The organism is Thermococcus fumicolans, assembly GCF_055386755.1.
The window spans coordinates 272,338-294,366 of sequence record NZ_AP042424.1 but is presented as its reverse complement, the minus strand read 5'-3'; the positions used below and the strand labels follow the sequence as shown (position 1 = coordinate 294,366).

27 protein-coding genes are annotated in these 22,029 nt (G+C 55.0%); 17 read left to right on the top strand and 10 right to left on the bottom strand.

Translation table 11 applies throughout. From position 1 onward, the window contains the following. Positions 1 to 53: 53 nt before the first annotated feature. The gene (locus tag ACZ5AM_RS01545) at positions 54 to 752 is read left to right on the top strand and encodes a ThiF family adenylyltransferase (protein WP_464915210.1); all 699 of its coding nucleotides are present in this window, start codon (positions 54 to 56) and stop codon (positions 750 to 752) included. On the opposite strand, the gene ACZ5AM_RS01540 is transcribed toward ACZ5AM_RS01545, so the two are convergent. Further along, positions 749 to 1,660 carry a hypothetical protein gene (locus ACZ5AM_RS01540; protein ID WP_464915209.1) on the bottom strand — a complete coding sequence of 304 codons (912 nt, stop codon included), beginning with the start codon at positions 1,658 to 1,660 and terminating at the stop codon, positions 749 to 751. The two genes, ACZ5AM_RS01545 and ACZ5AM_RS01540, sit on opposite strands and share 4 nt — an antisense overlap. A gap of 88 nt (positions 1,661 to 1,748) precedes the next feature. On the opposite strand from ACZ5AM_RS01540, the gene ACZ5AM_RS01535 reads away from it, so the two are divergent. Then, on the top strand, positions 1,749 to 2,198 hold the full coding sequence (locus tag ACZ5AM_RS01535) for a molybdenum cofactor biosynthesis protein MoaE (protein ID WP_464915870.1): 450 nt from the start codon (positions 1,749 to 1,751) through the stop codon (positions 2,196 to 2,198). Between the two features lie 94 nt (positions 2,199 to 2,292). Continuing rightward, positions 2,293 to 3,279, top strand: coding sequence for an SPASM domain-containing protein (locus tag ACZ5AM_RS01530; protein ID WP_464915869.1), 987 nt, complete (start codon positions 2,293 to 2,295; stop codon positions 3,277 to 3,279). Here ACZ5AM_RS01530 and ACZ5AM_RS01525 read toward each other — a convergent pair. Continuing rightward, entirely contained in the window at positions 3,258 to 4,172 is a 915-nt protein-coding gene (locus tag ACZ5AM_RS01525; RefSeq protein WP_464915208.1) for an Lrp/AsnC family transcriptional regulator, read from the bottom strand. The two genes, ACZ5AM_RS01530 and ACZ5AM_RS01525, sit on opposite strands and share 22 nt — an antisense overlap. 55 nt (positions 4,173 to 4,227) lie before the next feature. On the opposite strand from ACZ5AM_RS01525, the gene ACZ5AM_RS01520 reads away from it, so the two are divergent. The 6 genes from ACZ5AM_RS01520 to ACZ5AM_RS01495 all read left to right on the top strand — a co-directional run bounded on the left by ACZ5AM_RS01520 (position 4,228) and on the right by ACZ5AM_RS01495 (position 7,012). Beyond that, a complete protein-coding gene (locus tag ACZ5AM_RS01520) occupies positions 4,228 to 4,716 on the top strand; it encodes an adenosine-specific kinase (RefSeq protein WP_464915868.1) in 489 nt (162 codons plus the stop codon). Positions 4,717 to 4,763: 47 nt separating this feature from the next. After that, positions 4,764 to 5,318, top strand: coding sequence for an XTP/dITP diphosphatase (locus tag ACZ5AM_RS01515; protein ID WP_464915867.1), 555 nt, complete (start codon positions 4,764 to 4,766; stop codon positions 5,316 to 5,318). Positions 5,319 to 5,377: 59 nt separating this feature from the next. Beyond that, positions 5,378 to 5,830, top strand: a complete 453-nt coding sequence (locus tag ACZ5AM_RS01510) for an Lrp/AsnC family transcriptional regulator (protein WP_464915207.1) — start codon at positions 5,378 to 5,380, stop codon at positions 5,828 to 5,830. A gap of 146 nt (positions 5,831 to 5,976) precedes the next feature. Continuing rightward, positions 5,977 to 6,150: a zinc finger domain-containing protein gene (locus ACZ5AM_RS01505; protein WP_050003902.1), complete on the top strand. Its 174-nt coding sequence runs from the start codon at positions 5,977 to 5,979 to the stop codon at positions 6,148 to 6,150. Between the two features lie 17 nt (positions 6,151 to 6,167). Beyond that, positions 6,168 to 6,443 (top strand): elongation factor 1-beta, encoded by a 276-nt coding sequence (locus ACZ5AM_RS01500; RefSeq protein ID WP_464915206.1) that lies wholly within the window; start codon positions 6,168 to 6,170, stop codon positions 6,441 to 6,443. A 344-nt stretch (positions 6,444 to 6,787) separates the two neighbouring features. Continuing rightward, on the top strand, positions 6,788 to 7,012 hold the full coding sequence (locus tag ACZ5AM_RS01495; protein WP_464915205.1) for a DUF2283 domain-containing protein: 225 nt from the start codon (positions 6,788 to 6,790) through the stop codon (positions 7,010 to 7,012). Here ACZ5AM_RS01495 and ACZ5AM_RS01490 read toward each other — a convergent pair. After that, positions 7,009 to 8,034: a tetratricopeptide repeat protein gene (locus ACZ5AM_RS01490; RefSeq protein WP_464915204.1), complete on the bottom strand. Its 1,026-nt coding sequence runs from the start codon at positions 8,032 to 8,034 to the stop codon at positions 7,009 to 7,011. The two genes, ACZ5AM_RS01495 and ACZ5AM_RS01490, sit on opposite strands and share 4 nt — an antisense overlap. Positions 8,035 to 8,204: 170 nt before the next feature. Between ACZ5AM_RS01490 and thsB the strand changes: the two genes are divergently transcribed. Continuing rightward, entirely contained in the window at positions 8,205 to 9,845 is a 1,641-nt protein-coding gene (thsB, locus tag ACZ5AM_RS01485; RefSeq protein WP_464915203.1) for a thermosome subunit beta, read from the top strand. A gap of 4 nt (positions 9,846 to 9,849) precedes the next feature. On the opposite strand, the gene taw3 is transcribed toward thsB, so the two are convergent. The 3 genes from taw3 to ACZ5AM_RS01470 are packed head-to-tail and all read right to left on the bottom strand — an operon-like array spanning position 9,850 to position 11,015. Next, on the bottom strand, positions 9,850 to 10,443 hold the full coding sequence (taw3, locus tag ACZ5AM_RS01480; RefSeq protein WP_464915202.1) for a tRNA(Phe) 7-((3-amino-3-carboxypropyl)-4-demethylwyosine(37)-N(4))-methyltransferase Taw3: 594 nt from the start codon (positions 10,441 to 10,443) through the stop codon (positions 9,850 to 9,852). Positions 10,444 to 10,473: 30 nt separating this feature from the next. After that, on the bottom strand, positions 10,474 to 10,806 hold the full coding sequence (locus ACZ5AM_RS01475; protein ID WP_464915201.1) for a PIN domain-containing protein: 333 nt from the start codon (positions 10,804 to 10,806) through the stop codon (positions 10,474 to 10,476). Then, positions 10,794 to 11,015 (bottom strand): hypothetical protein, encoded by a 222-nt coding sequence (locus ACZ5AM_RS01470; protein WP_464915200.1) that lies wholly within the window; start codon positions 11,013 to 11,015, stop codon positions 10,794 to 10,796. Before ACZ5AM_RS01470 ends, ACZ5AM_RS01475 begins: the two co-directional genes overlap by 13 nt. Positions 11,016 to 11,154: 139 nt before the next feature. On the opposite strand from ACZ5AM_RS01470, the gene ACZ5AM_RS01465 reads away from it, so the two are divergent. The 7 genes from ACZ5AM_RS01465 (at position 11,155) to ACZ5AM_RS01435 (ending at position 18,496) form a co-directional block, all read left to right on the top strand. Then, positions 11,155 to 12,066 carry a radical SAM protein gene (locus ACZ5AM_RS01465; RefSeq protein ID WP_464915199.1) on the top strand — a complete coding sequence of 304 codons (912 nt, stop codon included), beginning with the start codon at positions 11,155 to 11,157 and terminating at the stop codon, positions 12,064 to 12,066. Positions 12,067 to 12,138: 72 nt separating this feature from the next. Next, the gene (locus ACZ5AM_RS01460) at positions 12,139 to 13,125 is read left to right on the top strand and encodes an ABC transporter permease subunit (protein WP_464915198.1); all 987 of its coding nucleotides are present in this window, start codon (positions 12,139 to 12,141) and stop codon (positions 13,123 to 13,125) included. Continuing rightward, a complete protein-coding gene (locus ACZ5AM_RS01455; RefSeq protein ID WP_464915197.1) occupies positions 13,118 to 14,476 on the top strand; it encodes an ABC transporter permease subunit in 1,359 nt (452 codons plus the stop codon). The genes ACZ5AM_RS01460 and ACZ5AM_RS01455 overlap by 8 nt, the downstream gene beginning before the upstream one ends. 15 nt (positions 14,477 to 14,491) lie before the next feature. Further along, entirely contained in the window at positions 14,492 to 15,166 is a 675-nt protein-coding gene (locus tag ACZ5AM_RS01450) for a hypothetical protein (protein ID WP_464915196.1), read from the top strand. A gap of 38 nt (positions 15,167 to 15,204) precedes the next feature. Beyond that, entirely contained in the window at positions 15,205 to 16,029 is an 825-nt protein-coding gene (locus ACZ5AM_RS01445) for a 7-cyano-7-deazaguanine synthase (protein WP_464915195.1), read from the top strand. Between the two features lie 104 nt (positions 16,030 to 16,133). Continuing rightward, on the top strand, positions 16,134 to 17,216 hold the full coding sequence (locus ACZ5AM_RS01440) for an ABC transporter permease subunit (RefSeq protein WP_464915194.1): 1,083 nt from the start codon (positions 16,134 to 16,136) through the stop codon (positions 17,214 to 17,216). Then, positions 17,213 to 18,496 (top strand): ABC transporter permease, encoded by a 1,284-nt coding sequence (locus ACZ5AM_RS01435; protein ID WP_464915193.1) that lies wholly within the window; start codon positions 17,213 to 17,215, stop codon positions 18,494 to 18,496. The genes ACZ5AM_RS01440 and ACZ5AM_RS01435 overlap by 4 nt, the downstream gene beginning before the upstream one ends. An 18-nt stretch (positions 18,497 to 18,514) precedes the next feature. On the opposite strand, the gene ACZ5AM_RS01430 is transcribed toward ACZ5AM_RS01435, so the two are convergent. The 4 genes from ACZ5AM_RS01430 to ACZ5AM_RS01415 form a co-directional block, all read right to left on the bottom strand. Further along, positions 18,515 to 19,732 (bottom strand): alanyl-tRNA editing protein, encoded by a 1,218-nt coding sequence (locus ACZ5AM_RS01430; protein ID WP_464915192.1) that lies wholly within the window; start codon positions 19,730 to 19,732, stop codon positions 18,515 to 18,517. 2 nt (positions 19,733 to 19,734) lie between these two features. Continuing rightward, the gene (locus ACZ5AM_RS01425) at positions 19,735 to 20,487 is read right to left on the bottom strand and encodes a methyl-accepting chemotaxis protein (RefSeq protein ID WP_464915191.1); all 753 of its coding nucleotides are present in this window, start codon (positions 20,485 to 20,487) and stop codon (positions 19,735 to 19,737) included. Positions 20,488 to 20,496: 9 nt separating this feature from the next. Then, the gene (locus ACZ5AM_RS01420) at positions 20,497 to 21,264 is read right to left on the bottom strand and encodes an oxygen-binding di-iron domain-containing protein (protein ID WP_464915866.1); all 768 of its coding nucleotides are present in this window, start codon (positions 21,262 to 21,264) and stop codon (positions 20,497 to 20,499) included. 102 nt (positions 21,265 to 21,366) lie between these two features. Further along, positions 21,367 to 22,014 (bottom strand): V-type ATP synthase subunit D, encoded by a 648-nt coding sequence (locus ACZ5AM_RS01415; protein WP_464915190.1) that lies wholly within the window; start codon positions 22,012 to 22,014, stop codon positions 21,367 to 21,369. Positions 22,015 to 22,029 lie beyond the last annotated feature (15 nt).

Genomic DNA, 22,029 nt, shown 5'->3' with positions numbered 1-22,029 from the left:
CCAGTTGCCAAAAGGGTGATAAACTCCCGGAAGAAAAAGGTTTGGGTGGTACGATGCTGGGCGAGAGAGACCTCGAGAGGTACGACAGGCAGATCATGGTGTGGGGCGCTGAGGGACAGGAAAAGCTGAAAGCCGCGACCGTCGCCGTGGTTGGCGTGGGTGGCCTCGGCTCCCCCGTGGCCTACTACCTAACAGCCGCCGGGGTGGGGAGGATAATCCTTGTGGACTCTGAAAAGCCCGAGCTCAGCAACCTAAACAGGCAGATACTCCACTGGGAGGAGGACGTCGGGAGGAACCCCAAACCCGAGTCTGCCGCTTGGAAGCTCAGAAGGTTCAACTCGGACGTCGAGATAATCACGTACACCGGGAGGCTAGAGGAGGGGAACATCGGGGAGGTTCTCGGAGAAGCGGATGTGATAGTCGACTGCCTCGACAACTTTGAAACGAGGTTTTTGCTGGACGACTTCGCCCAGAAAACCGGAAAGCCCCTCGTTCACGGGGCCGTTGAGAAGACGTACGGCCAGGTGACAACGGTGATTCCGGGAAAGACCAAGGGGCTGAGGGAGATATTCAAAAACGTCTCGGGGAGAAAGGAGGGAAAGTTCCCAATAATAGGGGCCACCGCAGGACTCGTTGGTTCCATCCAGGCAATGGAAGTCATTAAACTCATCACGGGTTTTGGAGAGCCCCTCCTCAACAAACTGCTGATCGTGGATCTGGCATACAACACGTTTGAAGTCGTGGAGCTCTAGCTGGACGGGGGTGAGAGGTCTAAGTCCCTATTCACCTCGAGGATCCGGAACCTTTCCTTCACGACCCCCCTCTGACTCATCACCCACGACCCATCCTGAGACGCGTGTGAGAGCTCGAACCCGACCTCGAGCTCGCCGGAGACGACCCTGCCACCGACTATTTTCACTGATATCCTAGGCTCAAAGACCGAGACCCTGGAGCCTTCGGGGGCCCCAACGGTGCTCCCTATGATCCCCAGTAGATCATCCCTGACGCCCGAGCACCTCACCTCAAAGTTTCCCCCAGAACCCGAGACGTTGCACAGCCCCATGTCGAGGGCGTGGAGGACCAGGGAAACTGGGTTGAACTTAAGAAGGTTCGACAGGGCGTCGAACCCCTCATCGCTTCTCCCGACGTGTTTCCAGGTGCCCAGGGAGTTCACCCACGCCTCATCCTCTATCAGGACGATCCTGACGGTAGCCTTCCCACCGGCGGGATAAGTGAAGACGCTCATGTTCACCTCCATCTCACCGTCCGCAACGTCGAAGAAGGCCGAGGCATTTGAGAACACGGAGACGCTCTCATTTCTGAGGAAAGAACCGGCCTGAACCGAGGCAACCGAATCAACGCTCGTGTTGATCTCGGCCAGATAACTGGAGATCGAGCCGAGTATCTCCTCGACCTCACTGGGGGGGGAAGGGGAAGAAGTCGTGGGAACGGTGGTACTGGACGTGGTCGCTTTTATCGGGCTCGTCGTGGTGTGGGAGGGAGAGCTTGAGGTAAGCGGGGCACTGGAGGTGGTGCTGGAAGTAGGCTCAAAACTGGATGTAGTTGTTCGAGGGGATTCGTCGTGACCTCCAGTTATACAGCCAGAGGCGACGATTGAAAGGATGATCATCATAATGACAAGGAAAGCCACCCTGCGCATGGGACCACCGAGTCCTCTTGGCTACCCCTCTAAAAAACCTTCCGGAAACCTAATTAAACGCGGGGGCTAAAAAGGCGTGGTGATCGTGATGGAGCCGAAGAAGGTTATGGTCACAGAGGAGGGCTTTGACCTCAACAGGGCGGTAAGGATAGTCTCCATACCTGAAGCCGGAGGGTACGTAATCTTCCTGGGGAAGGTGCGCAGCGAGAACAAGGGCAGGAGGGTGGAGAAACTCGTATACGAGGCCTACAGAGAGATGGCCGAAGAAGAGATGGGGAGGATAAGGGGCGAGGCCCTGGAGAAGTTCCCCATACTCGACATGCTCATCTGGCACAGGGTGGGGGAGCTGGGCGTCGGGGAGGATACCATACTGGTCATAGCCAGCGGAAAGCACAGGGAGGAGGCGTTTGAAGCCTGCCGCTGGGCGGTCGATGAGGTCAAGCACAGGGTTCCGGTCTGGAAGAAGGAGGTCACGGAGGAGGGTACCTTCTGGATAGAGGGGGACAGGATGGTTCCCGAGGATTACCATAAAGCATAGTTTTCCATGTTTTTGTAACTATCTTTGATGGTATACAAAATCCGAATAGAAAAAGTATATATACTATGGCCGCCAGCTCTTTCTGGTGGGTCCAATGGCGGAGGCTGTTGGAGTCAAAGTTGAGAGCCTGAGCCCTGCTCAAACCACAGTGAAGAGGGAGCCCCTAGTCGTGGGAAAGCCGCCGTGGTCCGAGATCCCCCACACCGGAGGGGTAGAAAGGCTTATACTCCAGCTTGGATCCGGAAAGGGAAAGTTTGACGAGATAAGCGGGATACCCAGGTCGATTGGGTGCATAGGAAACAACAGGTTCCTTCTCAGAAGGAAAAAGCTGACTCCGGAGGAAGTGACGAGGATCCTGGGCGAGTTCAAGTCCATGGGCGGGAACGAGGTCTGGATAACGAACTACGATGGGGTGGAAGATCTCCAGCACGCCGTCCGGGTGGCCGTTGATCTCGGCATCCAGAGCGTCAACGCCACCGTTCTCTTCGAAGATCTAGACGGGATAGAACCGATCGAGGGGGTCAACTACATAGCGGAAGTTGAGTACGACGTTGATAAGATAATCTCAGCGTCCATGAAGCTGTGGGTGGGGGGTCTGCTCGTCACGGTGCCCCCAGACAGACTCCAAGAGGCAACCGTGCTTCTCCAGAAGGTCAAGGGGGACAGCGACCTCGAGGTTTACCTGGACGTCCTCTACCCAAGATCCGTCCGGGAGCTCACTTTCAACCTCATAGAGGTTCGCAAAAACAGGAACGAGACCAGCAACAGATACCACGACTGCCTGGCCGGCACGGTGACCGTTACCGGTGACGGCTACGTAACCCCCTGTCCCCTGCTCAGGAACTTCGTCGTGGGAGACGTAAGGGAGAAGAGCCTTAGGTGGATTGTAGGGAGGAGCAAGAAGATAAGAGGGTTCTGGACGCTGACAAAGAACGAGGTGGAGGGCTGTTCAACGTGCCCGTTCCGCTACCTCTGCCACGACTGCAGGGCGATTGAGTACCAAGTAACCGCCGACATCAGGGGGATAGAATACTGCCCCCTCATCGTCTCATCGGAGGCTCAGAACTCGAGAATCGAATGATAGCCGCTTCCGTCCTCTTTTACCATCCTCGAGAACCTCTGCATTGGGTACATATCAAGGAGATCCGCCAGAATGTCAAAATACTCAACCCCAACTTTGTCAACGTAACTGCTGAACTCAAAGAGCCTCTCAGCAAGATCCTCCCTCGACGAGAAGTAGAGCTCCAAAAGATAGCCCTCCCCCACGAGAACACCAACGGTTATCTCGTACTCCTTAAACTTGTTCAGAACCTCCTCATGGAGCTCCTTCGTTATTCCGATTACCCCCCTGTCGTAGCCCTCGTACTCAATGACGGCTATGTATTCAATCAGGATGTCCCTCTTTATGAGCCTGTCGATCATGTACTTTACCGTTGGCCTGCTCTTCCCCAGCCGCCTTGCTATCTCGGAGAGGGGCGTGCGGGCGTCCCACTTGAGTATGTCCATCAGGACGGCGTACGAATAGGGAAGGTCCCATTCTCCGAAGTTGTCGTCACCGGAGGGGGGATATGCGCGAACCTCGTAGTATTCGTAGTCGTCCGAGTACTTCTCCATGACCTGGTCCAAGAAACCAACCTGCTCCTTTGGAACGTGAAGAACCGTAGCGAGACCGTTTTTAAAGCCAAAAAGGGCATCGGCGTGAATAAAAAATGGGTTTCTCAGGACTCTCTTCGCGGTGTCCCTGAGCTCCTCCTTGGGAACGGAGAGAAAAGCCACGTAGCTCTTAAGCCCAATCTTCTTTATGTCGTACATAGCGTTGACCGTTATGTACTTCCCGTAATACTTGTCGTAGATCCTCTTCAGGCGGTAGTAGTCGATACCCTCGGCCTGGGATATCCTCCTCAGGCTCTCAGTGGGGTACCTGTTCAAAATGTCAGCCAGGAGCTCGATTTCATCCCAGTTGACCTCGGCCATGGCCTTCCACGAAAAGGTTAAAATCGAGAACGTTAAATTTTTATCGGTGGTGAAGATGGTCAAGATAGAAGTGGTTGACATCGAGAAGCCAGAGGGCGTCGAGGTAATAATCGGCCAGGGTAACTTCTCAATATTCACCGTCGACGACCTTGCCAGGGCCCTTCTGACGGCCGTGCCAGGGATAAAGTTTGGGGTGGCAATGAACGAGGCAAAGCCCCAGCTCACCAGGTTCACAGGAAACGATCCAGAGCTGGAGGAGCTCGCGGCAAAGAACGCGGTTAAGATAGGCGCCGGCCACGTCTTCGTTATACTCATGAGGAACGCCTTCCCGATTAACGTCCTCAACACCGTCAAAAACCACCCTGCCGTGGCGATGGTCTACGGAGCCAGCGAGAACCCGTTCCAGGTCATAGTGGCAGAGACCGACCTGGGGAGGAGCGTCCTCGGTGTCGTTGACGGGAAGGCCGCGAACAAGATAGAGACCGAAGAGCAGAAGGCTGAGAGACGCGAACTCGTGGAGAGGATTGGCTACAAAATCGATTGAGGGCAACTTTTTTAGTCCCCTCCCCCCTCATTCTCCCGGTGTTACCCATGAGGATAGCCTTCGTAACGTCGAACCCCGGGAAGGTTGAGGAGGCCAAGAAGTTCTTCAGGCCCCTGGGTGTGGACGTCTACCAGCTGCGCTTTGAGTACCCCGAGATCCAAGCCGACACCCTAGAAGAGGTGGCCGAATACGGGGTCAAATGGCTTGCGGAGAGAATCGACGGACCCTTCTTCCTCGACGACTCGGGCCTCTTCATAGAAGCCCTAAGTGGGTTCCCGGGCGTTTACTCGGCGTACGTTTACAAGACGTTGGGTTATCAAGGGATTCTCAAGCTCCTTGAGGGAGAAACAAACAGGAAGGCCTACTTCAAGAGCATCGTGGCCTACTGGGACGGCGAGTTGCACACCTTTGAAGGCCGCGTCGATGGGGAGATCACTAGGGAGCCCCGTGGCGAAGGGGGATTCGGGTTTGACCCGATATTCAGACCGATGGGATTCAACAGAACCTTTGCCGAAATGACAACGGAGGAGAAGAACAAAATATCGCACCGGGGGCTGGCGTTAAAGGCCTTCGCCACATGGCTAAAAGAAAACCTTAAATAAGGGAAGACAACCAAAATACAGGAATTAAAATTGAACAGGTGACAGGGACGGGATCCGCGATGCCAGGCCAGCTGGATGAAATCGATATGAGGCTTCTTGAAGAGCTGAGGAGGAACGCGAGGGAGAACATAGCCACCCTAAGCAAAAAGCTCAGAATTCCAAGGACGACCGTCCACTACAGGATAAAGAAGCTCGTCGATGAGGGCGTCATAGAGAAGTTCACCATAAAGCCGGACTACAAAAAGCTCAACCTGGGGACCACAGCCTTCATCCTGGCTAGATACGATCCCGAGTCGGGAATAAACCAGAGGGAGGTCGCTAAAAAAGTGGCTACCCTCGATGGGGTGTACGAGGTCCACATAATAACCGGGGAGTGGGATCTCCTCATAAAGGTAAGGGCGAGCAACTCGGAGGAGATAGGAAAGATCGTCATAGACAAGCTCAGGGAGATCAAGGGGATCGGCCAGACCGTGACGATGGTCTCTTTCGTCTCAGTAAAAGAGGAGATCTGAGGACAGGGGCGATGATTGGCGTTCTCCTTTCTGATTTTGTGATGACGCGAGGTTTGCTGAGCCCTCTTCGAAAGATTTATAAAAGCTCCCCCGGAACGGTGAGCAGTGGGTAAAAACCACCTTTCTTGGAGGTGTTCGCAGTGGAGATGAAGTTCGAGATACCCGTATGCACCTCATGCGGAAAGGAGATAACCCCAAGGGAGCACGCCACCCACTTCGTCTGCCCCAACTGCGGTGAGGCGATAATCTGGCGCTGCGAATCCTGCAGGGTGTTAAGCGTCCCCTACAAGTGCCCGAAGTGCGGCTGGGAGGGGCCGTGAGCTAGGAGGTGAAGGAGATGGCAGACTACAACCTCGTTGGTGTTATAAAGGTCATGCCGACCGACCCAGAAGTGAACCTCGACGAGCTCGAGGAGAAGCTCAAGGCAGTTATCCCCGAGAAGTTCGGCTTGGCGAAGGTCGAGCGCGAGCCCATCGCTTTTGGCCTCGTTGCCCTCAAGTTCTACGTCCTCGGTAGGGACGAGGAGGGCTACTCCTACGACGAGGTCGCCGAGCTCTTTAGGCAGGTCGAGAACGTCGAGAGCGCCGAAGTTGAGACCGTTTCGAGGATTTGAGGGCTTTCGTCCTTTCATAACTTTTCTAAACTATCCGAAAAGGTTTTAGGGTTTGGTGGGTTTACATTATCTGAAGTCATATGGAGGTTATCCTGACTGAGCACGCATGAGACTAAAAGAACGGAGAATAACCCTAGACGAGGTTGCTCGTGTTGTGATGTCCCCCACTAGAAAGTTCTATGACCTTAAAACCACTCACTTGGTAGCGATTGAACCGAGGGATAATGAGGGACAATGGCTCATAGTAGCAGATGACAGAGAGAGATCATAACTGTTATTTCCAAAAGTAAGAGCTTGAATAAAATCATCATGAACCGGCTTTCATCCCGGAGGTGGGTTGAGATATGAAGGTTAGATACGATCCAAAGGCGGACATACTCTATATTCTCATCAGGGAAGGTCCAGTTGCCGATACCGACGAAGTTGATGAGGACGTGTGGTTTGAGTATGACAGAGAGGGAAACGTCATTGGGATCGAGATCTGGGGTGCAGGGGAGAGAGTAATACAGAAGAGCCTTCTGGAAATAGAAAAGTACGTAAAGACTGCTAACGAAGGTGCAAAGGTCTAAAGCCCCAAACTCAAGCTCAGCTTCGGCCTCTTCCACTCGTCAAGTATCGCTCTAAGCTCCTCGTTCTCTACCTTCGAATAAAGCTCGTCGAAGTGCTTCTTCGCCCCATCGTCCCCGGCCTTCCAGCGGGCGAGCTCGCCTATCGCCCTGAAGAAGTAAGCCGTGTCGTCCTCGAAGAGCTCTGCGAAGGACTCCATGTTCCTTGCAACCACGTCGTAGGAACCCTCGTTGAACAGCCCTTCGATGAAGTCAACGAGCGTGTCGAATACGAGGCCAAAAACATCGTCGCTCACGTTTATGGCCTTGAGGAGGGCGTCGCGAAGGGCCTTGAAGGCCTTGTCGTACTCCTCCCTGCCCGCCCATATCTCGGCCTCGATGAGCTTCGCGTTTATCTCTATCTCGTCGTCCCTCGGGTTTCTGAGCACCTCGCGGATGAGCGCCTCAGCCGCATCGTATTCGCCCAGCTCGTACCTGAAGTGTGCCAGATCGAGGAGGCTTATCATGTGGTTCTTCTCGTCGCCTATGCGCTCGAAAATCTCCCTCGCGCGCTCCATCAGCTCTATTGCCTTCTCGGTTTCTCCGAGCTCGTCGTAGTTAACCGCTAGGTTCGCCAGCGTAAGCCCTATCTCCTTGTCGTTCTTAAGGACCTCCTCCTCGTGCTCTAGGAGCTTTTGGTAGACCTCGATGGCCTTCTCGGGCATCCCAAAGTGCTCGTAGGCATCAGCAAGGTAGTAGAGGGCTGTCGCATACTCCTCGGGGTCGTCCTTCTTGAGTTCGACGAGGCGCCTGTAGAGGTCTATGCCCCCCTCGATGTCGTCGAGGTGCGCATAAACGTGCGCTATTTCGTGCGCCAGATCGTAGGGATCCTCGCACTCCACCGCTACGTCTTTGAGGCGCTCCAGTTCCCTTTTGAGGGTTTCCTCGTCCTCTATTGAGTCCACATAATCGTCAAAGAGCTCAAGCAACTTCTCGCAGTCTTTCTCTCCCAAGGCTTTCTCCCACTCGGTCTTCACATCGGTCATCTTCAACCACCCGCCTTCGGTTGGCCGAACGGGTTAAAAATGTATTCTTCTTCATCCCTGGCCTAACCGAAAACTTTATAAATAGTCCAAAGGAACGATAATGCGGAAGCACTAATTGTAACTAAAACTTATCCTCCCCTGAAAAAAGAAACGGAAGGGGGTGAGGGGAGATGGCCCAGCTCGCTGGACAGCCGGTTGTTATTCTGCCCGAGGGAACCCAGAGGTACGTTGGAAGGGACGCCCAGAGGCTCAACATTCTCGCCGCTAGAATTATCGCCGAGACCGTTAGGACCACCCTCGGTCCCAAGGGAATGGACAAGATGCTCGTCGACAGCCTCGGTGACATAGTCATCACCAACGACGGTGCAACCATACTCGACGAGATGGACATCCAGCACCCTGCTGCTAAAATGATGGTCGAGGTTGCCAAGACCCAGGACAAGGAGGCCGGTGACGGTACCACCACCGCCGTCGTTATCGCTGGCGAGCTCCTCAGGAAGGCTGAAGAGCTTCTCGACCAGAACATCCACCCGAGCATAGTCATCAAGGGTTATGCTTTAGCTGCCGAGAAGGCCCAGGAGATACTCGACGAGATAGCCAAGGACGTCGACGTTGAGGACGTCGAGACCCTCAAGAAGGCCGCCGTCACGGCCATCACCGGTAAGGCCGCCGAGGAGGAGCGCGAATACCTCGCCAACATAGCCGTCGAGGCCGTCAAGCAGGTCGCCGAGAAGGTCGACGGCGTCTACAAGGTTGACCTCGACAACATCAAGTTCGAGAAGAAAGAAGGTGGAAGCGTCAAGGACACCAGGCTCATCCGCGGTGTCGTCATCGACAAGGAGGTCGTCCACCCGGGAATGCCGAAGAGGGTTGAGGGTGCTAAGATTGCCCTCATCAACGAGGCCCTCGAGGTCAAGGAGACCGAAACAGATGCCGAGATCAGGATCACCAGCCCGGAGCAGCTCCAGGCCTTCCTCGAGCAGGAGGAGAAGATGCTCCGCGAGATGGTCGAGAAGATCAAGGAGGTTGGCGCCAACGTCGTCTTCGTCCAGAAGGGTATCGACGATTTGGCCCAGCACTACCTGGCCAAGTACGGCATAATGGCCGTCAGGCGCGTTAAGAAGAGCGACATGGAGAAGCTCGCCAAGGCCACCGGTGCCAAGATCGTCACCAACGTCCGCGACCTTACTCCAGAGGACCTCGGTGAGGCCGAGCTCGTCGAGCAGAGGAAGGTTGCTGGGGAGAACATGATCTTCGTAGAGGGCTGCAAGAACCCGAAGGCTGTAACAATACTCATCCGCGGCGGCACTGAGCACGTCGTCGATGAGGTCGAGAGGGCCCTCGAAGATGCAGTCAAGGTCGTCAAGGACATCGTCGAGGACGGCAAGATACTCGCTGCTGGCGGTGCCCCCGAGATCGAGCTTAGCATCAGGCTCGACGAGTTCGCCAAGGAGGTCGGCGGCAAGGAGCAGCTCGCCATCGAGGCCTTCGCCGAGGCCCTGAAGGTCATCCCGAGGACCCTTGCCGAGAACGCCGGCCTCGACCCGATCGAGACCCTCGTTAAGGTCATCGCCGCCCACAAGGAGAAGGGCCCGACCGTCGGTGTCGACGTCTTCGAGGGCGAGCCGGCCGACATGATGGAGCGCGGCGTCATAGCGCCGGTCAGGGTCACCAAGCAGGCCATCAAGAGCGCCAGCGAGGCGGCTATAATGATCCTCAGGATCGACGACGTTATAGCTGCCAGCAAGCTCGAGAAGGACAAGGAGGGCGGCAAGGGCGGAAGCGAGGACTTCAGCAGCGACCTCGACTGAAGTTCTAACTCTTCAACTTTTCTATCTCTTCTTCCAGTCTCTTCAGCTTCCCCTTGAACCTTCTAAGCTGAGCGTTGGCTATTTTCACAATTCTCCCGACGTACTCTTCATAGACCCACAGTTCACCGTTCTCGCCGAGCGGCACGTCCATCCTCTCGGTGGAGCGTATCTCCACGAGGAGCTTTTTGTGGCTGACGCTCTTGATGTTGCTGTATTTAAAGCCGAGACCTATCGCGAGGTTGAGCAACTTCACCGCATCATCCATAGTCCTAGCCGCCACGTGAAGGATCGGACTCCTCACCAAAAACCAGAGCTGGCCGGTTTTGTGCTTTCCGATGGCCCCAAGGACTTCCTCGACGGAAACCTCGCGGTGCCACTTGCCGAGCCAGACCGAATTGAGTTTATCGCCGAAGTAGGGCATCTCCATGACGGAAATCCTGCCCGAGCATGAGCTCGTGGTGAAGTAGTTATCGAGGGCGTTGATCTTCTCGAGGAGTGGAATTATGTCACGATCTACCTTGTCCTCGGCCAAAGCTTTTCTGAGGCCTTCCATTGCTTTCTCCTTCTGCTCCCCAAAGTTCTCCGTGTAGAGGAACATGGTGGTGGGTTAGTGTTGAGTATTTAAACTTTAACGCTCGAGAAGAATCAGCTTGAGCTCTGAGACCTCCGCGATGGCCAGGAAGTCTGAATCGTACGTTATCAGTTCCTCCCCGCGGTTTATGCATATTGCAGCGATTAGGAGGTCTGCGAATCCCCTTGGCTCTCCTTTCTTGAGGAGCTCCTCTTGAAGTCTGTGGGCGAGAATATAATCGTCCAGAATCGGGAACAGGACGCTTCTATTGAACTTTGAGTACCTTGCAATCCGCGGGAACTCGACAAAGGTGACTCCTGTGATGTCCTCTGTGATTTCCTCCTTCCGTCTCACCCTCTCGATAACGGCGTTAGTATCTAAGACAGCCACTTCAACCGCCTTCTGTCCTTTTCTCTGATGTTCTCGATTTCTGGGGGTATCTCGACCTCCTCCTCGGTTTCGGATATACCCAGGAGTTTCCTAAGCTCGCCTATGCTTATTTTCTCGGGCGAGCTCTCGATCAGTGCCCGTATGAACGCGTCTTTAAACTTCTTCTCGTCCACCCAGTCAGGAACCGAAATCGTCAATATTTTGCTCATCTCAACACCCACTGTAGAGTTCTGATTCCAGTTGGTTTTAACTTTTTCCTGAATTCCCCAGAAAGATCAAAACACCCACTTCCCACATCAGTCCAGCCAATCTTTTAAAGAGCTTTTCGATTGGTGGGCAGGTGGTGACATGGGGGTAAGAATGAGCTGGGAAGAATTTGCAAGAAAAATGGGTGTCGAGCCTCAAATCTTGGAAAACAAGGAGGCGAGACTGCTGAAGCAGTTCGTAATGGATCTTAAGTTTCCAACCCACTGTCAGGGCTGCCAGGGACTTGACTTGAGCAATCCCAATCCCGTTCATCACCCGAGCTACGAATTAACGCCCGCGTGCAACCACGACTGCATATTCTGCTACTCCAACGTCGCGGTGAAGCTCGGAAAGGCGCCAAAGCCGGGCTACTACGGCTGGGATAACCCGTACGCGATAACCGTTTCCCAGTACGGTGAGCCTTTGCTAAGCCCACGCATCGTCGAGGTCAACAGAATGCTCCGCGAGCGCTTTCCCAACGCGAGGCTAGATTTACAGACCAACGGCTCGCTTTTGACCGAGGAGCTGTGGGAGAAGCTCGACTTCGATCTGGTGATGATAAGCCTCGACGCCGCTTCGCGAGAGAAGCACCTCAAGATCACGAACGCCGACACCTTCGAGGCCGTTGTAAACGCCCTGAAAATAGTCGGAAGCGACAAGAGTGTCCGCTCCGTTGTGAGAACGATCTTCATGCCCGGCATAAACGACGAGGACATACCGAAGATAGCCGAGCTGGCCGCTTCCCTGGGGATAGACGAGATGATGCTCCAGCCCCTTACAATTCACGAACTGAACGTTGAGAGACTTAAGAAGGCCGGCCTCGACTTCGAAAGGGCGGAGAGCGTGAGGGAGTTCCTGAAGGCTGCTATGGAGGCCAAAAAGTACATAGACGTCCGCATAAGCGGCTGCCAGCTAACTATCTACAGGACTATGGATCCGCTGACGCTCTTCAGCGCTAAGAGAATCGCGAGGGACGTTGTGCCCCTAGTGAAGAGGGAGAGAAACGTTCCCTGATGTTACAGACTTTTTATTTTTCAACCTACTTCTGTTCCCACAAAAGTTTATAAGTTCAACTATCAACCAGAGATGGGGTCAATTATGAGGATCGTTAGGGACGTTCTGCTAAACCTGATCCTCATAACCCTCGCCCTTATCCTCACGGCCTCGATAATAGCCCTGGCCGAGGAGAACGTAAACAGGGCGACCGCAGAGGGCAAGGGGCTCAACCTGGGAAAAGCCGCCGGCGGGAGCAGGGTTGAGGAGATAAAACAAAGCGTCAAGTTCTACTTCAGGCACACGTGGGATGAGCTCACAGGCAGTAAGAGGGGAGAGGCACTGAGGGCCATCGGGCTTACCTTCGCGGTACTCACCATGACCATGCTAATCATATTCCTCCTGGGCCTCTACTGGGGCCTGAGGGCGGGATACAGGGGCGGATGGTCCGACAGGGTTCTCTCGGCGTTAGCACCGATATTCTCTGGCATACCAGCGTGGTTCTGGGCTCTTCTGTTCCTCTGGACGCTCTGGTGGAAGTGGGACATAGGGGCCGTGAGCTACGCAAACAGGCTCCTCGAAGCGAAGAGGAACGGCGAGCCCGAGATACTGGCCCATCTCAGCGCCCTCCTCATCCCCGTCTTGGCCCTGACCCTCTCCAACGTCGTGGTGTACGCCTTCAGCGTCAGGAACCTCGTCAAGAGGGAAGCCGGCCAGGAGTACTTCTTCATCGATACCCTGAAGGGCCTCCCAGAGGGGAGGATAATGAGAAAGCTCCTCAGGACCGTCCTGCCCTCGTTCCTAACCTTCACGAGCTACAACTTCCTCAACCTCATGATCAACGGCATGGCCGTCGAGAAGCTCTTCGAGGTTCCGGGGATCGGGAAGACCCTAGCGGACTCGGCAACTGTCATATACGTGCCCAACGAGTTCGGCGAACTGAAGATACCTGAGTTCATCTTCGACGGGGCGAGCGTGTTCTTCGTAACGTTCGTCATGGCGGTCTTCTACTTCCTCAACTCGACGATACTCGAGGCCCTCTACCTCCACCGGGACCCGAGGAGGGAGATCAATGAGTAGGGGCCAAAGGATCCCGAGGAAGGTTTTGATCGCCCTCACGATTATATCTATCTACGTCGCAACCTCGATCATCGGCCCCATGCTCCTCAACGGGGATGACGTCAGGAACTGGAACAACCCAGGCTACTGGGACAGAAACCCCAAGGCAAAGCCCCCGGAGTGGTATGGAAGGCTCAAAGGCCTCCCTCCATCGGAGTGGCTTAAAGGTGTTTACAGGGACGGGGAATACGTCTTCGTCTACGACTTCCACTACAGAACGGCGCCCGACGACGTGGTCCTCTTCCTGAAGACCGAGAAGTCCATCGAGGTCACCCTTACGACCCCAGACAACGAGACCATCAGGCTCTTCAGGGGCTCCCCAAGTCTGATGAACTACACCCTCCACCTGAAGAGGAACTACCCCCTCTTCGAAAAGCTGGCCAGGGAAAGGTGCGGTATGGAGACTATGGGCCAGTCATTCATAGGCAAGAACGTCTTCAACACGATATTCTCAAGGCCCAAGGAGGACTGCCTCAGCAACCCCGACCCCCTTCCTGGGAAGTACACGGTCGTCGTAAGGGCGGCTGATTCACCGATAATCCGCGCCATCCACGGTGGAAAAGTTCCGAAGCTGGAACCCAATGAGAGCATCAGGGTTTTCGTCGCCGGACAGAGTCACGGCCTCCTCGGGACCGACACGCTGGGACGTGACGTCTGGATCGGGTTCATAGGGGGGATGCGGGAAACCCTTGTGATAGCGTTCGCCGGGGCTTTGATATCGGTCGGGCTGGGCCTCTTCCTCGGAACCCTCGGGGCCATAGACGGAAAAGCCGGAACCGCCTCGAACCTCGCCTCCCGCTTTCTGACGGTGCTCCCGACCCTTCCCCTGGCGATGGTAACCATAATAGCGCTGGGCAGCATCAGGCTCGAGAACGCGGTCTACGTCATAAGGGTTCAACCTCTGGCGGTCTCGCTCGTTCTGGGAGTCCTGCTGACGGGCAGCGTCTCAAGGAACGTTCGGGCAATAGTCAAGGAGGAGCTGAGGAAGGAGTACGCCGAGTCCTCGAAGGCCCTAGGGGGGAGCCTGAGGTGGATTCTCAAAAAGCACGTTTCAAAGGTTCTGGTACCCTACACGCTCGAACAGCTGGCCCTGGCGGTTCCGGGCGTCATCGCGTTTTTAACGCTGCTCGGTTTCTTCAACATCTCGCCCGGGTTCAACTGGAGCACGCTGATGAGCCAGACCATAGTGTACAACGCCAAGTACCAGTTCCTCTGGTGGCAGGTTCTCCCGATAGGGGTCTCCATGGGGCTCCTGGCGCTCTCCTTCGTGGCAGTGGCCAACTGGATCGAGGAAGAGTTTATTAAGATCTAAGCGCAGGGGAAAATCATGATCGGCACCACCATCGCGGCGGGCTTCCTCCTCTTGGTCTTCATAGGCCTCAACCTCATGCTCCTCATGGCCAGAACGATGGCCGGGCTCGGGAGCGCGGCCTGGAAAAAGATCTTCAGAATTGAGGTGCCCGAAAACGAGAAAAAATCCTACGAGACACTCCAGACGGTTGCGTGGCTGGCAGCGGGGGCATGGGGCTTCTGGGAGCTCAGAGGAACCAGCCTGCTGGCGGCGTTCCTCGCGTTCTTCGCCTTCAGGAGCGGTTTAAACGTCTCGAAAACCCTGATCTATGCACTACACGACCAGAAAGTGGTTAGGGAGCAGTACAGCGAGGGAAAACTGCTCTCGGTAATAGGAACGGCATCCGCGGTATCGCTCCTGCTGGAGGGTCTCTTCGTGGTAGTCCTGGCGATAGCGTACAAAGCACTGTCAGCGATAACGCAATCGGGCATCAGCGCCGGAAACCTCGTCCTGTACCTCTGGCTCTCGGGCCTCGCTTTCGGCGCGGCTTCGGCGTTGCTGGTGGCCAGGAACAACCGGGGGATCCTCATGAAGAACGCCCTCCCGATCGTGGTTTTCTTCTCGGCCAGAACCGGAAAGAAGAAGGCGGAGGAGGGCGTTGAAAAGTCCAAGGAGATCGCGAGAAAACCCCTCAAAAAGCTGAAGGGTTAAACCGTTTGATTTTTTAAGGTTCCCTCCAACCATCCCCCATGCTCAAGTGCTCACTCTGTGTTCACGACGAGAGAACTGCGAAGATCGACGTAATAAACGGAAAGCCTATCTGTCGAGAGTGTCAAGTCTACCTAAAGCACCCCATAGACAGGGACGCGGTAAGGAGGGAGCTGGAAGAGCTCATGAAGAAAGTCGATAAAGCCATAGTTGCCTACTCCGGAGGGAAGGACAGCGTGGTTGCACTTTACCTCGCAAAAGAGGTCTACGGCGTCAAGGAACTCGAGGCGGTTATGATAGACCACGGCCTCATGGCGGAAGAGGCCATAGCGAACGCCCGTAGGATAGCGGAGCATCTCGGGGTTCCGTTCAAGCTCCTCAGATACGACTACTCCGACATCTTCCGCGAGGCCCTCATGAAGGCCGAATCGCCGTGCAGGAGATGCTCCAAGAGGACGATGGAGAAGCTGAGGAAGTACGCGCTGAGAAACGGCTACCGATACATAATCACCGGCCACGAGTTACCATTCGGCCACCGTCCTTACAGGCTGATGTCCGGTGGTGTGACCCAGGTAAGGCTCCTCTCAATGATGACCGAGGAGGAGCGCTTTGAAATACTCAAAAAGCTCCCCTTCGAGTTCCCGGAGCTGCCGGGTTATACAACCAACTGCCTCGTTCTCGGCCCGGCCCTCGAACTCTACTGGGAAAAGCACGGCCACAGCTTCGAGCACAGGAGAATAGCCGCGCTCGTGAGGTACGGGCTGATGCGCCGGGAAAGGGCCGAGAGGGAGCTTGAGAGGCCCAAGGTGCCCGAGTGGCAGAGAAAGCTCGTCTTCGAAAAGCTAGGGCTGAACAGCGGGAGTTAACCGAATACCCTTTGGAATTTGTTCATGATTGATTTTTATCTTTATCTTCAACGTCCAACATAGCTGAACTCGCAGGTTTTAAATGAAGTGCGTAACCGTTATAAATGATTAACATCAGAGTAAAACCGGGGTGTCAGATGTCCAAAAGATGGCACGTATACATAGGAATATTCATCAAGAACCTCCTGATTCTAGTCCTGATCCTTATCGTGTTCGGCTATATCGTGGCCATGGGGGAGGCGAAGGCCATGGTCTACAACAACGACAAACTCTACAGGCAGAACCTCATGAGGCTCAAGTACGAAAACGCCACCGGGAACATCGAGGAGAAGGCCGAAAAGCTGACGGAAAAACAGCTCGGTGTCGACGACAAATGGAAGCTAGTAAAGGGGTACTTCAACTGGACCTACTGGTTCCTCACCCACCCGAACGAGAGAGACCAGTACGGAAACCCGCTCTACTCCTACCTCGTCAAGAGCCTGATCCTCCTGCTTCTGACGGCGGCGATGATAGTACCCCTCGGGCTCTACCTAGGGCTAAGGGCCGGTTACAAGGGCGGCAAAGTCGACAAGGTCATAACAGCGCTCGCCCCGCTCTTCTCGGGAATCCCCTCGTGGTTCTTAGCTATCCTCTTCCTGTATCTTTTCTACTGGAAGCTGTCGGTGTTCCCAGTGGACTTCGAGAGGTACTTGAGGGATGCTTTCATAAACGGTAGCCCCACGGCGTTGGCATACTTGGCCGGTATGATCCTCCCCGTGATAACGCTCGTAACTTCCCTCGTCTGGGACTACGCCTTCAACGTACGCAACTTCATAAAGTTCGAGAGCGAGAGCCCCCCCGTCCTGTACGACAAGGCCAGGGGCCTCCCCGATGGGAGGATAATGAGGAAACTCCTCAGAACCAGCTTTCCCTCGTTCCTGACCTTCACAACCTACAACTTCCTCGACATCCTGGCTAGCGTTTTGGTCGTTGAGCTTATCTTCGACATTCACGGCGTTGGATGGCTGATGGGAATGTCCCTGAGGATCGTTAAGGAGGAAGTGGAGGGCGTGAAGATATTCTACTGGCCCAAGGAGCTGTTCTTCGCGACCTTCGTGATGATGCTCCTGTACTTCATAACAACGGTCGTTCTGGAGAGCCTCTACGTCAGGCTCGACCCGAGGACAAGGAGGGAGATGAACCTATGAAGCGAAGGCCGTCCCCCAAGCTCACGATCTCCCTAGCCATCATAGGGCTCTACCTCCTGGGCGCCCTACTAGCTCCTCACTTCGTCAACAAGGATGACATCGACAACTGGTACAACGGGAACTACTGGCTCAAGAACCCCAAACTCGCACCACCGGAATGGGTCAACCTCTTTGGCTCCAAAGAGCCCCCAAACACTGTTCTCAAGCCCACAAAGGAGGAGGGAAGACTGCACGTCTTTGAGTACGACTTCCACTACCCCCGGGCCCCTCAGGACATAAGGATAGTGTTCAACAGAACCAGGTTTGAGAGGATAAGGATAACCCTGACGACGCCTGAGGGCAAGAGCTACGTTCTCTACAACTCCCTCATAGTGGAGGAAATATCCCTCAGGACAAACGTTAAGAAGCTCATCGAGATCGGAAGGGAGAAGGGAATGGACGTCACCGAAACCGACGTTCTTTTTGGGGACGCTCTAAAGCCACTGTTCTTTAAAAACGAGAGCGGGAGGATAGTACCAGACCAGGGGAAGTACAGGATCACGATCGTATCGTCGGCCAAACCCCGGGTCTTTGTGGTTGGAAGGGTCTATGGCCTGATGGGGACGGACGTCAAAAGGCGGGACCTGTGGGCCGGGTTCCTGTGGGGACTCCGGGAGACCATGATACTAGTACTCCTCACGAGCCTGCTGGCAACTTTTATCGGAACCCTGCTCGGGATAAGCGGCGGCCTTAGCGGGGCAGCCGGGGTATTTTCCGACGCAGTCTCGAAGATCTCGGCCATAACTCCCCTGCTCCCGGTGATGATCGCCCTCGTCCCTGTGGAGGGAGAGGTGGGGCCCAACGGGGTGCTCCAGATGTCCATGGGTTCGTTCATCCTGATACTGGGCTTCCTGCTCTCAGGCAAGATATCGAGGAACGTAAAGGTGATGGTGGAGACGGAGATCAAGAAGGAGTACATAGAGTCCGCCGTGAGCCTCGGTGGGGACAGGTGGTGGATACTGAGGAACCACATACTTAAAGTCGTCATCCCGTACGGGGTATACCAGCTAACGCTGTTGGTTCCGAGGGTGGTGGCCCTGATCTCACTGCTGGGCTTCTTCAGGGCCACCCCGGGTTTCAACTGGGGAACGCTGATGGCGTCTGTGGTGATAGAGAACCCACACGTGACCATCTACTGGTGGGAGGTGCTGCCAATAACCCTCGCCCTCGGGATATTCGCCCTCGCCTTCGTGCTGATCAACAGGGACATGGAGGACAGGATGTCCCTAGAAAAGATCTAAGGAAAATCGCCGGGACTATCAGGAGAGGGCCCCTTTCAGCTTTTCCAGGGCTAAGTCCATGACGTCCTCCGGTCTCACCTTAAATCCGCCGCCCCTGGCCAAAACCTCGCTACCACCCCCGCCACCGCCGGTTTCCTTCAGAACCTCCTGGAGGAGCTCGTTCATTGCCAATCCTTCAACATCCTTGTTTTTCGCAAGGATAACGTAGTTTTCCCCGACGAGAACGGCAACGGTGTTGGGGTTCTTGTCAACGAGGTGAACCACGAAGGCCTGGGCGTCCTTTAGGGGAGCGCTCTCCAGGTGCGCAACGACCCTGACACCGCCGATTTCTTGAGCGTCCTTGAGCAAAGCTCTCGCCTTCCACTCCCAGAGGCTTCTCCTGAGGAAATCCTTCTCGGTTTCGAGCTCTTCTAGTTCATTCTTCAGCTCCCTAACCCTTTCAACGAGCGGGCGGTTCTTGTTGGGCATCTCGTCAAGACTTGCCCAGTAGTCTTTCAGCATGTCGTTGAGGTACCTAAAGGCCCTGTTGCCGCAGACGAACTCTATCCTCCAGAGGTTCCTGCTCTTTTTATAAACGTTGACGACCTTTATGAGGCCGATCTCGGAGGTGTTCTTAACGTGGGTTCCCCCGCAGGGCGTAACGTCGACCTCTCCTATCCTAACTATCCTTACCTTGTCCTTCACCTTGCTGACGTGTTTTCTCAGTATGGCCACGACGTCGTCGGGTAGGTATTTGTACTCCTCAACAGTGACTGGAAGACCCTTAGAAACGATCTCGTTGGCCTCAATCTCGGCCCTCTCAATCATCTCCCAGTCGATCTCGCCGTCGACCTCTATCTTGTTGTAACCCTCGAATATCTGAAAGCCCGTCGTTTCTAGGCCGTAGAGCTTTTTGAGAACCGCTGAGAGAACGTGCTGGCCCGTGTGGTTCCTCATGTTCTCGTATCTCCGCTCCCAATCGAGGGCCATTCTAACGCTGTCACCTGGCTTCGGAAGCCTTCCCTCAAGCATTCCCTCGTGCCACACATCCTCGGTTTCCTTAACGTGCTCAACCGTTACTTTGAAGCCGTTGCCCTCTATGATTCCTCTATCCGACGGCTGGCCGCCGCCTTCCGGATAGAATATCGTCCTGTCGAGCCTAAGTGCCACTCTACCGTTCCCGAGGTCTTTAACCTCGAGCACACGGGCATCGGCTTCTTTAAGGTAAGGATCGACGTAAAAGAGCTTCTCAACCATCCTCAACCACCACCGCTCTCTTTGGCGTACTCACTAGCTAGCATACGCAGAAGGGAAGCCAGCTCCTTGTTATACCTGTCCTGCATCTCCGAGAACTTCCTGAGGGCGATAGCTATTCCGTCAAGCCTCCTGATGTCGTTCACTATCTCCTCCTGCTCCTTCGAGATCTCGCTCAGCACGTTGCTCAGCTCGACTATGACCTCTATATCCCTCCCGAGGATGTCGGTTCCCTCCTTAATCCGATCCATGACGTCGAGGGCCCCCCTGAGGGTCTCAAGCTGGCCCATGACCTTGGTGTTGAACTCCTTTATCTCGTTGGCCAGGTTCATGGTCTGGATTGCCATCTTCCTTATCTCCTCTGCAACCACAGCAAAACCTCTTCCAGCATCTCCAGCCCTAGCAGCCTCGATAGAAGCGTTTAAGGCCACCAGGTTCGTCTGCTTCGCAACGCTCGCTATCGAGTCACTTATCCTCGATACGTACTCGAGGTTCTCGACGAGGGTGTTGAATTCCTTGGCAAAGACCTCGAACCTCTGGAAGAATGGCAGGAACTCCCGCTGGAAAGTTTCAAGCTCCTTCATGACCTGGGAGAGTTTCTCGATGTTGCTCAAAATGACGGCGTTGTTCTCAAGGAACTTGCCGCTTATCTGATCTGCCAGCTCGTCGATTATCTTGCTAGACTCCCTGCTCGAGGTTTTTATCCTAACGGACTGTGCGAGGGCACTGGAGGCTTTTTCGAGGCTTCTGATGTCCATAGTATCACCTCAGCGGTAGAAGTCTATACCGCATTTGAGGTTCTCCAGGAAGTCAAAGAACCTGCTCACGTACCTCTCGGGGATTATAGCCCCGTGCTGGGGGAGAACGGCCTTAATCTCCAGCCCGCGAATCCTGCTCAGCCACGCCCTTATGGCCTTGTTGCTGCTCATGAGCCTCTCGTGAACGGGCTTCATGGCCTGTATGTGGCGCTCCATGTTCTCCACTACGATGTAGGGCTCATCGAGGAGGGCTATGCCGATATCTCCTGAGAACAGGAACTTGCTCCTGCGATCGTATATCGTGAAGTGGCCCGGGCTGTGGAGGAAGTGCGCCGGGATGAACTCCAGAGTCGTTGCGCCGAAGCTCATGGTCTCGCCTTCGTCCGGGAGCTCGTGGGTAACAGCTCTAGCGTCCTCGAAGCCGAAGTGCGGAAGGAACCTGGTCCACAGCCAGTGGGTTATTATCTTCGCGTTACTGACCTCCCTCCAGAGGGGCAGGCTTCCGGCAACATCGGGATCCTGGTGGCAGATGTAGACGTACTCGATGTTCCTGGGGTCAACGTACTTGGACGCGTTGGCGAGAACCTTCGAGAAGATCTTATACCCCCCAGGGTCTATGAGGATCCCCTTGCCCCTGCTGACTATGAGGTAGGTGTTGACGTCCACGTCCTCGCTGCCCTCCTGGGTCCCGAGGTACACAACCAGGTGCTCCTCATCCCTGTAGAGGACGTGATCCTTTCTGGGATCGAGGCCGGGTTCTATGAAGTACTCGCCCATGCACACCACCGATAATTCTAGGAGAAAAGCATATTTAAGCGATTTGCCTACATAAACACCTACATAAACGGGAGGAGAAATATGGGGGGCCAAAAGGCCGTATCAGGAACCCTGGCTCCTCGCTTCGATCAAAGCTTTAACCCTCTTGAGCCTGAAGAAGTTCTCGCGCTCCATCTCGTCCAAGCGTTGCTTGATGAACTTTACGGTCGCCTCCATGCGCGGTATTATGATGTACTCCAGCGCGTTGACGCGCCTTTTGGTGGTTTCGATCTCCTTGGCGAGCCTCTTGAGGGTCTCCTCGACCTCCGCAAGGCGAACTGCCAAGTCGAGAACTTCCTCGAACTTCTCGGCGGCAGTGTCGACCAAGGGGCTCGTGGAAACGAAGGCGTAGCCCCTCTCTCCGGCGCTCCTCTTGAAGCTCTCGGCCTCTATGAGCGGAACCGGAACACCCATGACGTTCCTCTGCCTTATCTCGACCTCCCTGTTTGGGCTGACCGCTAGGGCCGCCTCCCTAATCTGCAGGGTCCCCACGTCGAGCTGTGCCTTTGTGAGGGCCTCAAAGGCGGCCTCCATCTTCCTGTTGAGTTCCTCCCTGAGCTGGAGGGCCTCGTCGTAGATAGTGAAGAACTCCATTACTAAAGCGTCCTGCTTGTCCTTGAGGAGCTTGTGGCCCTTCTTGGCGAGGGTGATGCGCCTCTTGAGGTTGAGGAGCTCCATTCGCGTCGGCTTCACGTTGAGCAACTCTGCCATCTCGACCACCTAAAA

Excerpts from the sequence above, each read along its gene's own strand:
- ACZ5AM_RS01545 (WP_464915210.1), top strand. The coding sequence starts at position 54 with ATGCTGGGCGAGAGAGACCTCGAGAGGTACGACAGGCAGATCATGGTG.
- ACZ5AM_RS01540 (WP_464915209.1), bottom strand. The coding sequence starts at position 1,660 with ATGCGCAGGGTGGCTTTCCTTGTCATTATGATGATCATCCTTTCAATC.
- ACZ5AM_RS01535 (WP_464915870.1), top strand. The coding sequence starts at position 1,749 with ATGGAGCCGAAGAAGGTTATGGTCACAGAGGAGGGCTTTGACCTCAAC.
- ACZ5AM_RS01530 (WP_464915869.1), top strand. The coding sequence starts at position 2,293 with ATGGCGGAGGCTGTTGGAGTCAAAGTTGAGAGCCTGAGCCCTGCTCAA.
- ACZ5AM_RS01525 (WP_464915208.1), bottom strand. The coding sequence starts at position 4,172 with ATGGCCGAGGTCAACTGGGATGAAATCGAGCTCCTGGCTGACATTTTG.
- ACZ5AM_RS01520 (WP_464915868.1), top strand. The coding sequence starts at position 4,228 with ATGGTCAAGATAGAAGTGGTTGACATCGAGAAGCCAGAGGGCGTCGAG.
- ACZ5AM_RS01515 (WP_464915867.1), top strand. The coding sequence starts at position 4,764 with ATGAGGATAGCCTTCGTAACGTCGAACCCCGGGAAGGTTGAGGAGGCC.
- ACZ5AM_RS01510 (WP_464915207.1), top strand. The coding sequence starts at position 5,378 with ATGCCAGGCCAGCTGGATGAAATCGATATGAGGCTTCTTGAAGAGCTG.
- ACZ5AM_RS01505 (WP_050003902.1), top strand. The coding sequence starts at position 5,977 with ATGAAGTTCGAGATACCCGTATGCACCTCATGCGGAAAGGAGATAACC.
- ACZ5AM_RS01500 (WP_464915206.1), top strand. The coding sequence starts at position 6,168 with ATGGCAGACTACAACCTCGTTGGTGTTATAAAGGTCATGCCGACCGAC.
- ACZ5AM_RS01495 (WP_464915205.1), top strand. The coding sequence starts at position 6,788 with ATGAAGGTTAGATACGATCCAAAGGCGGACATACTCTATATTCTCATC.
- ACZ5AM_RS01490 (WP_464915204.1), bottom strand. The coding sequence starts at position 8,034 with ATGACCGATGTGAAGACCGAGTGGGAGAAAGCCTTGGGAGAGAAAGAC.
- thsB (WP_464915203.1), top strand. The coding sequence starts at position 8,205 with ATGGCCCAGCTCGCTGGACAGCCGGTTGTTATTCTGCCCGAGGGAACC.
- taw3 (WP_464915202.1), bottom strand. The coding sequence starts at position 10,443 with ATGTTCCTCTACACGGAGAACTTTGGGGAGCAGAAGGAGAAAGCAATG.
- ACZ5AM_RS01470 (WP_464915200.1), bottom strand. The coding sequence starts at position 11,015 with ATGAGCAAAATATTGACGATTTCGGTTCCTGACTGGGTGGACGAGAAG.
- ACZ5AM_RS01465 (WP_464915199.1), top strand. The coding sequence starts at position 11,155 with ATGGGGGTAAGAATGAGCTGGGAAGAATTTGCAAGAAAAATGGGTGTC.
- ACZ5AM_RS01460 (WP_464915198.1), top strand. The coding sequence starts at position 12,139 with ATGGGGTCAATTATGAGGATCGTTAGGGACGTTCTGCTAAACCTGATC.
- ACZ5AM_RS01455 (WP_464915197.1), top strand. The coding sequence starts at position 13,118 with ATGAGTAGGGGCCAAAGGATCCCGAGGAAGGTTTTGATCGCCCTCACG.
- ACZ5AM_RS01450 (WP_464915196.1), top strand. The coding sequence starts at position 14,492 with ATGATCGGCACCACCATCGCGGCGGGCTTCCTCCTCTTGGTCTTCATA.
- ACZ5AM_RS01445 (WP_464915195.1), top strand. The coding sequence starts at position 15,205 with ATGCTCAAGTGCTCACTCTGTGTTCACGACGAGAGAACTGCGAAGATC.
- ACZ5AM_RS01440 (WP_464915194.1), top strand. The coding sequence starts at position 16,134 with ATGATTAACATCAGAGTAAAACCGGGGTGTCAGATGTCCAAAAGATGG.
- ACZ5AM_RS01435 (WP_464915193.1), top strand. The coding sequence starts at position 17,213 with ATGAAGCGAAGGCCGTCCCCCAAGCTCACGATCTCCCTAGCCATCATA.
- ACZ5AM_RS01430 (WP_464915192.1), bottom strand. The coding sequence starts at position 19,732 with ATGGTTGAGAAGCTCTTTTACGTCGATCCTTACCTTAAAGAAGCCGAT.
- ACZ5AM_RS01425 (WP_464915191.1), bottom strand. The coding sequence starts at position 20,487 with ATGGACATCAGAAGCCTCGAAAAAGCCTCCAGTGCCCTCGCACAGTCC.
- ACZ5AM_RS01420 (WP_464915866.1), bottom strand. The coding sequence starts at position 21,264 with ATGGGCGAGTACTTCATAGAACCCGGCCTCGATCCCAGAAAGGATCAC.
- ACZ5AM_RS01415 (WP_464915190.1), bottom strand. The coding sequence starts at position 22,014 with ATGGCAGAGTTGCTCAACGTGAAGCCGACGCGAATGGAGCTCCTCAAC.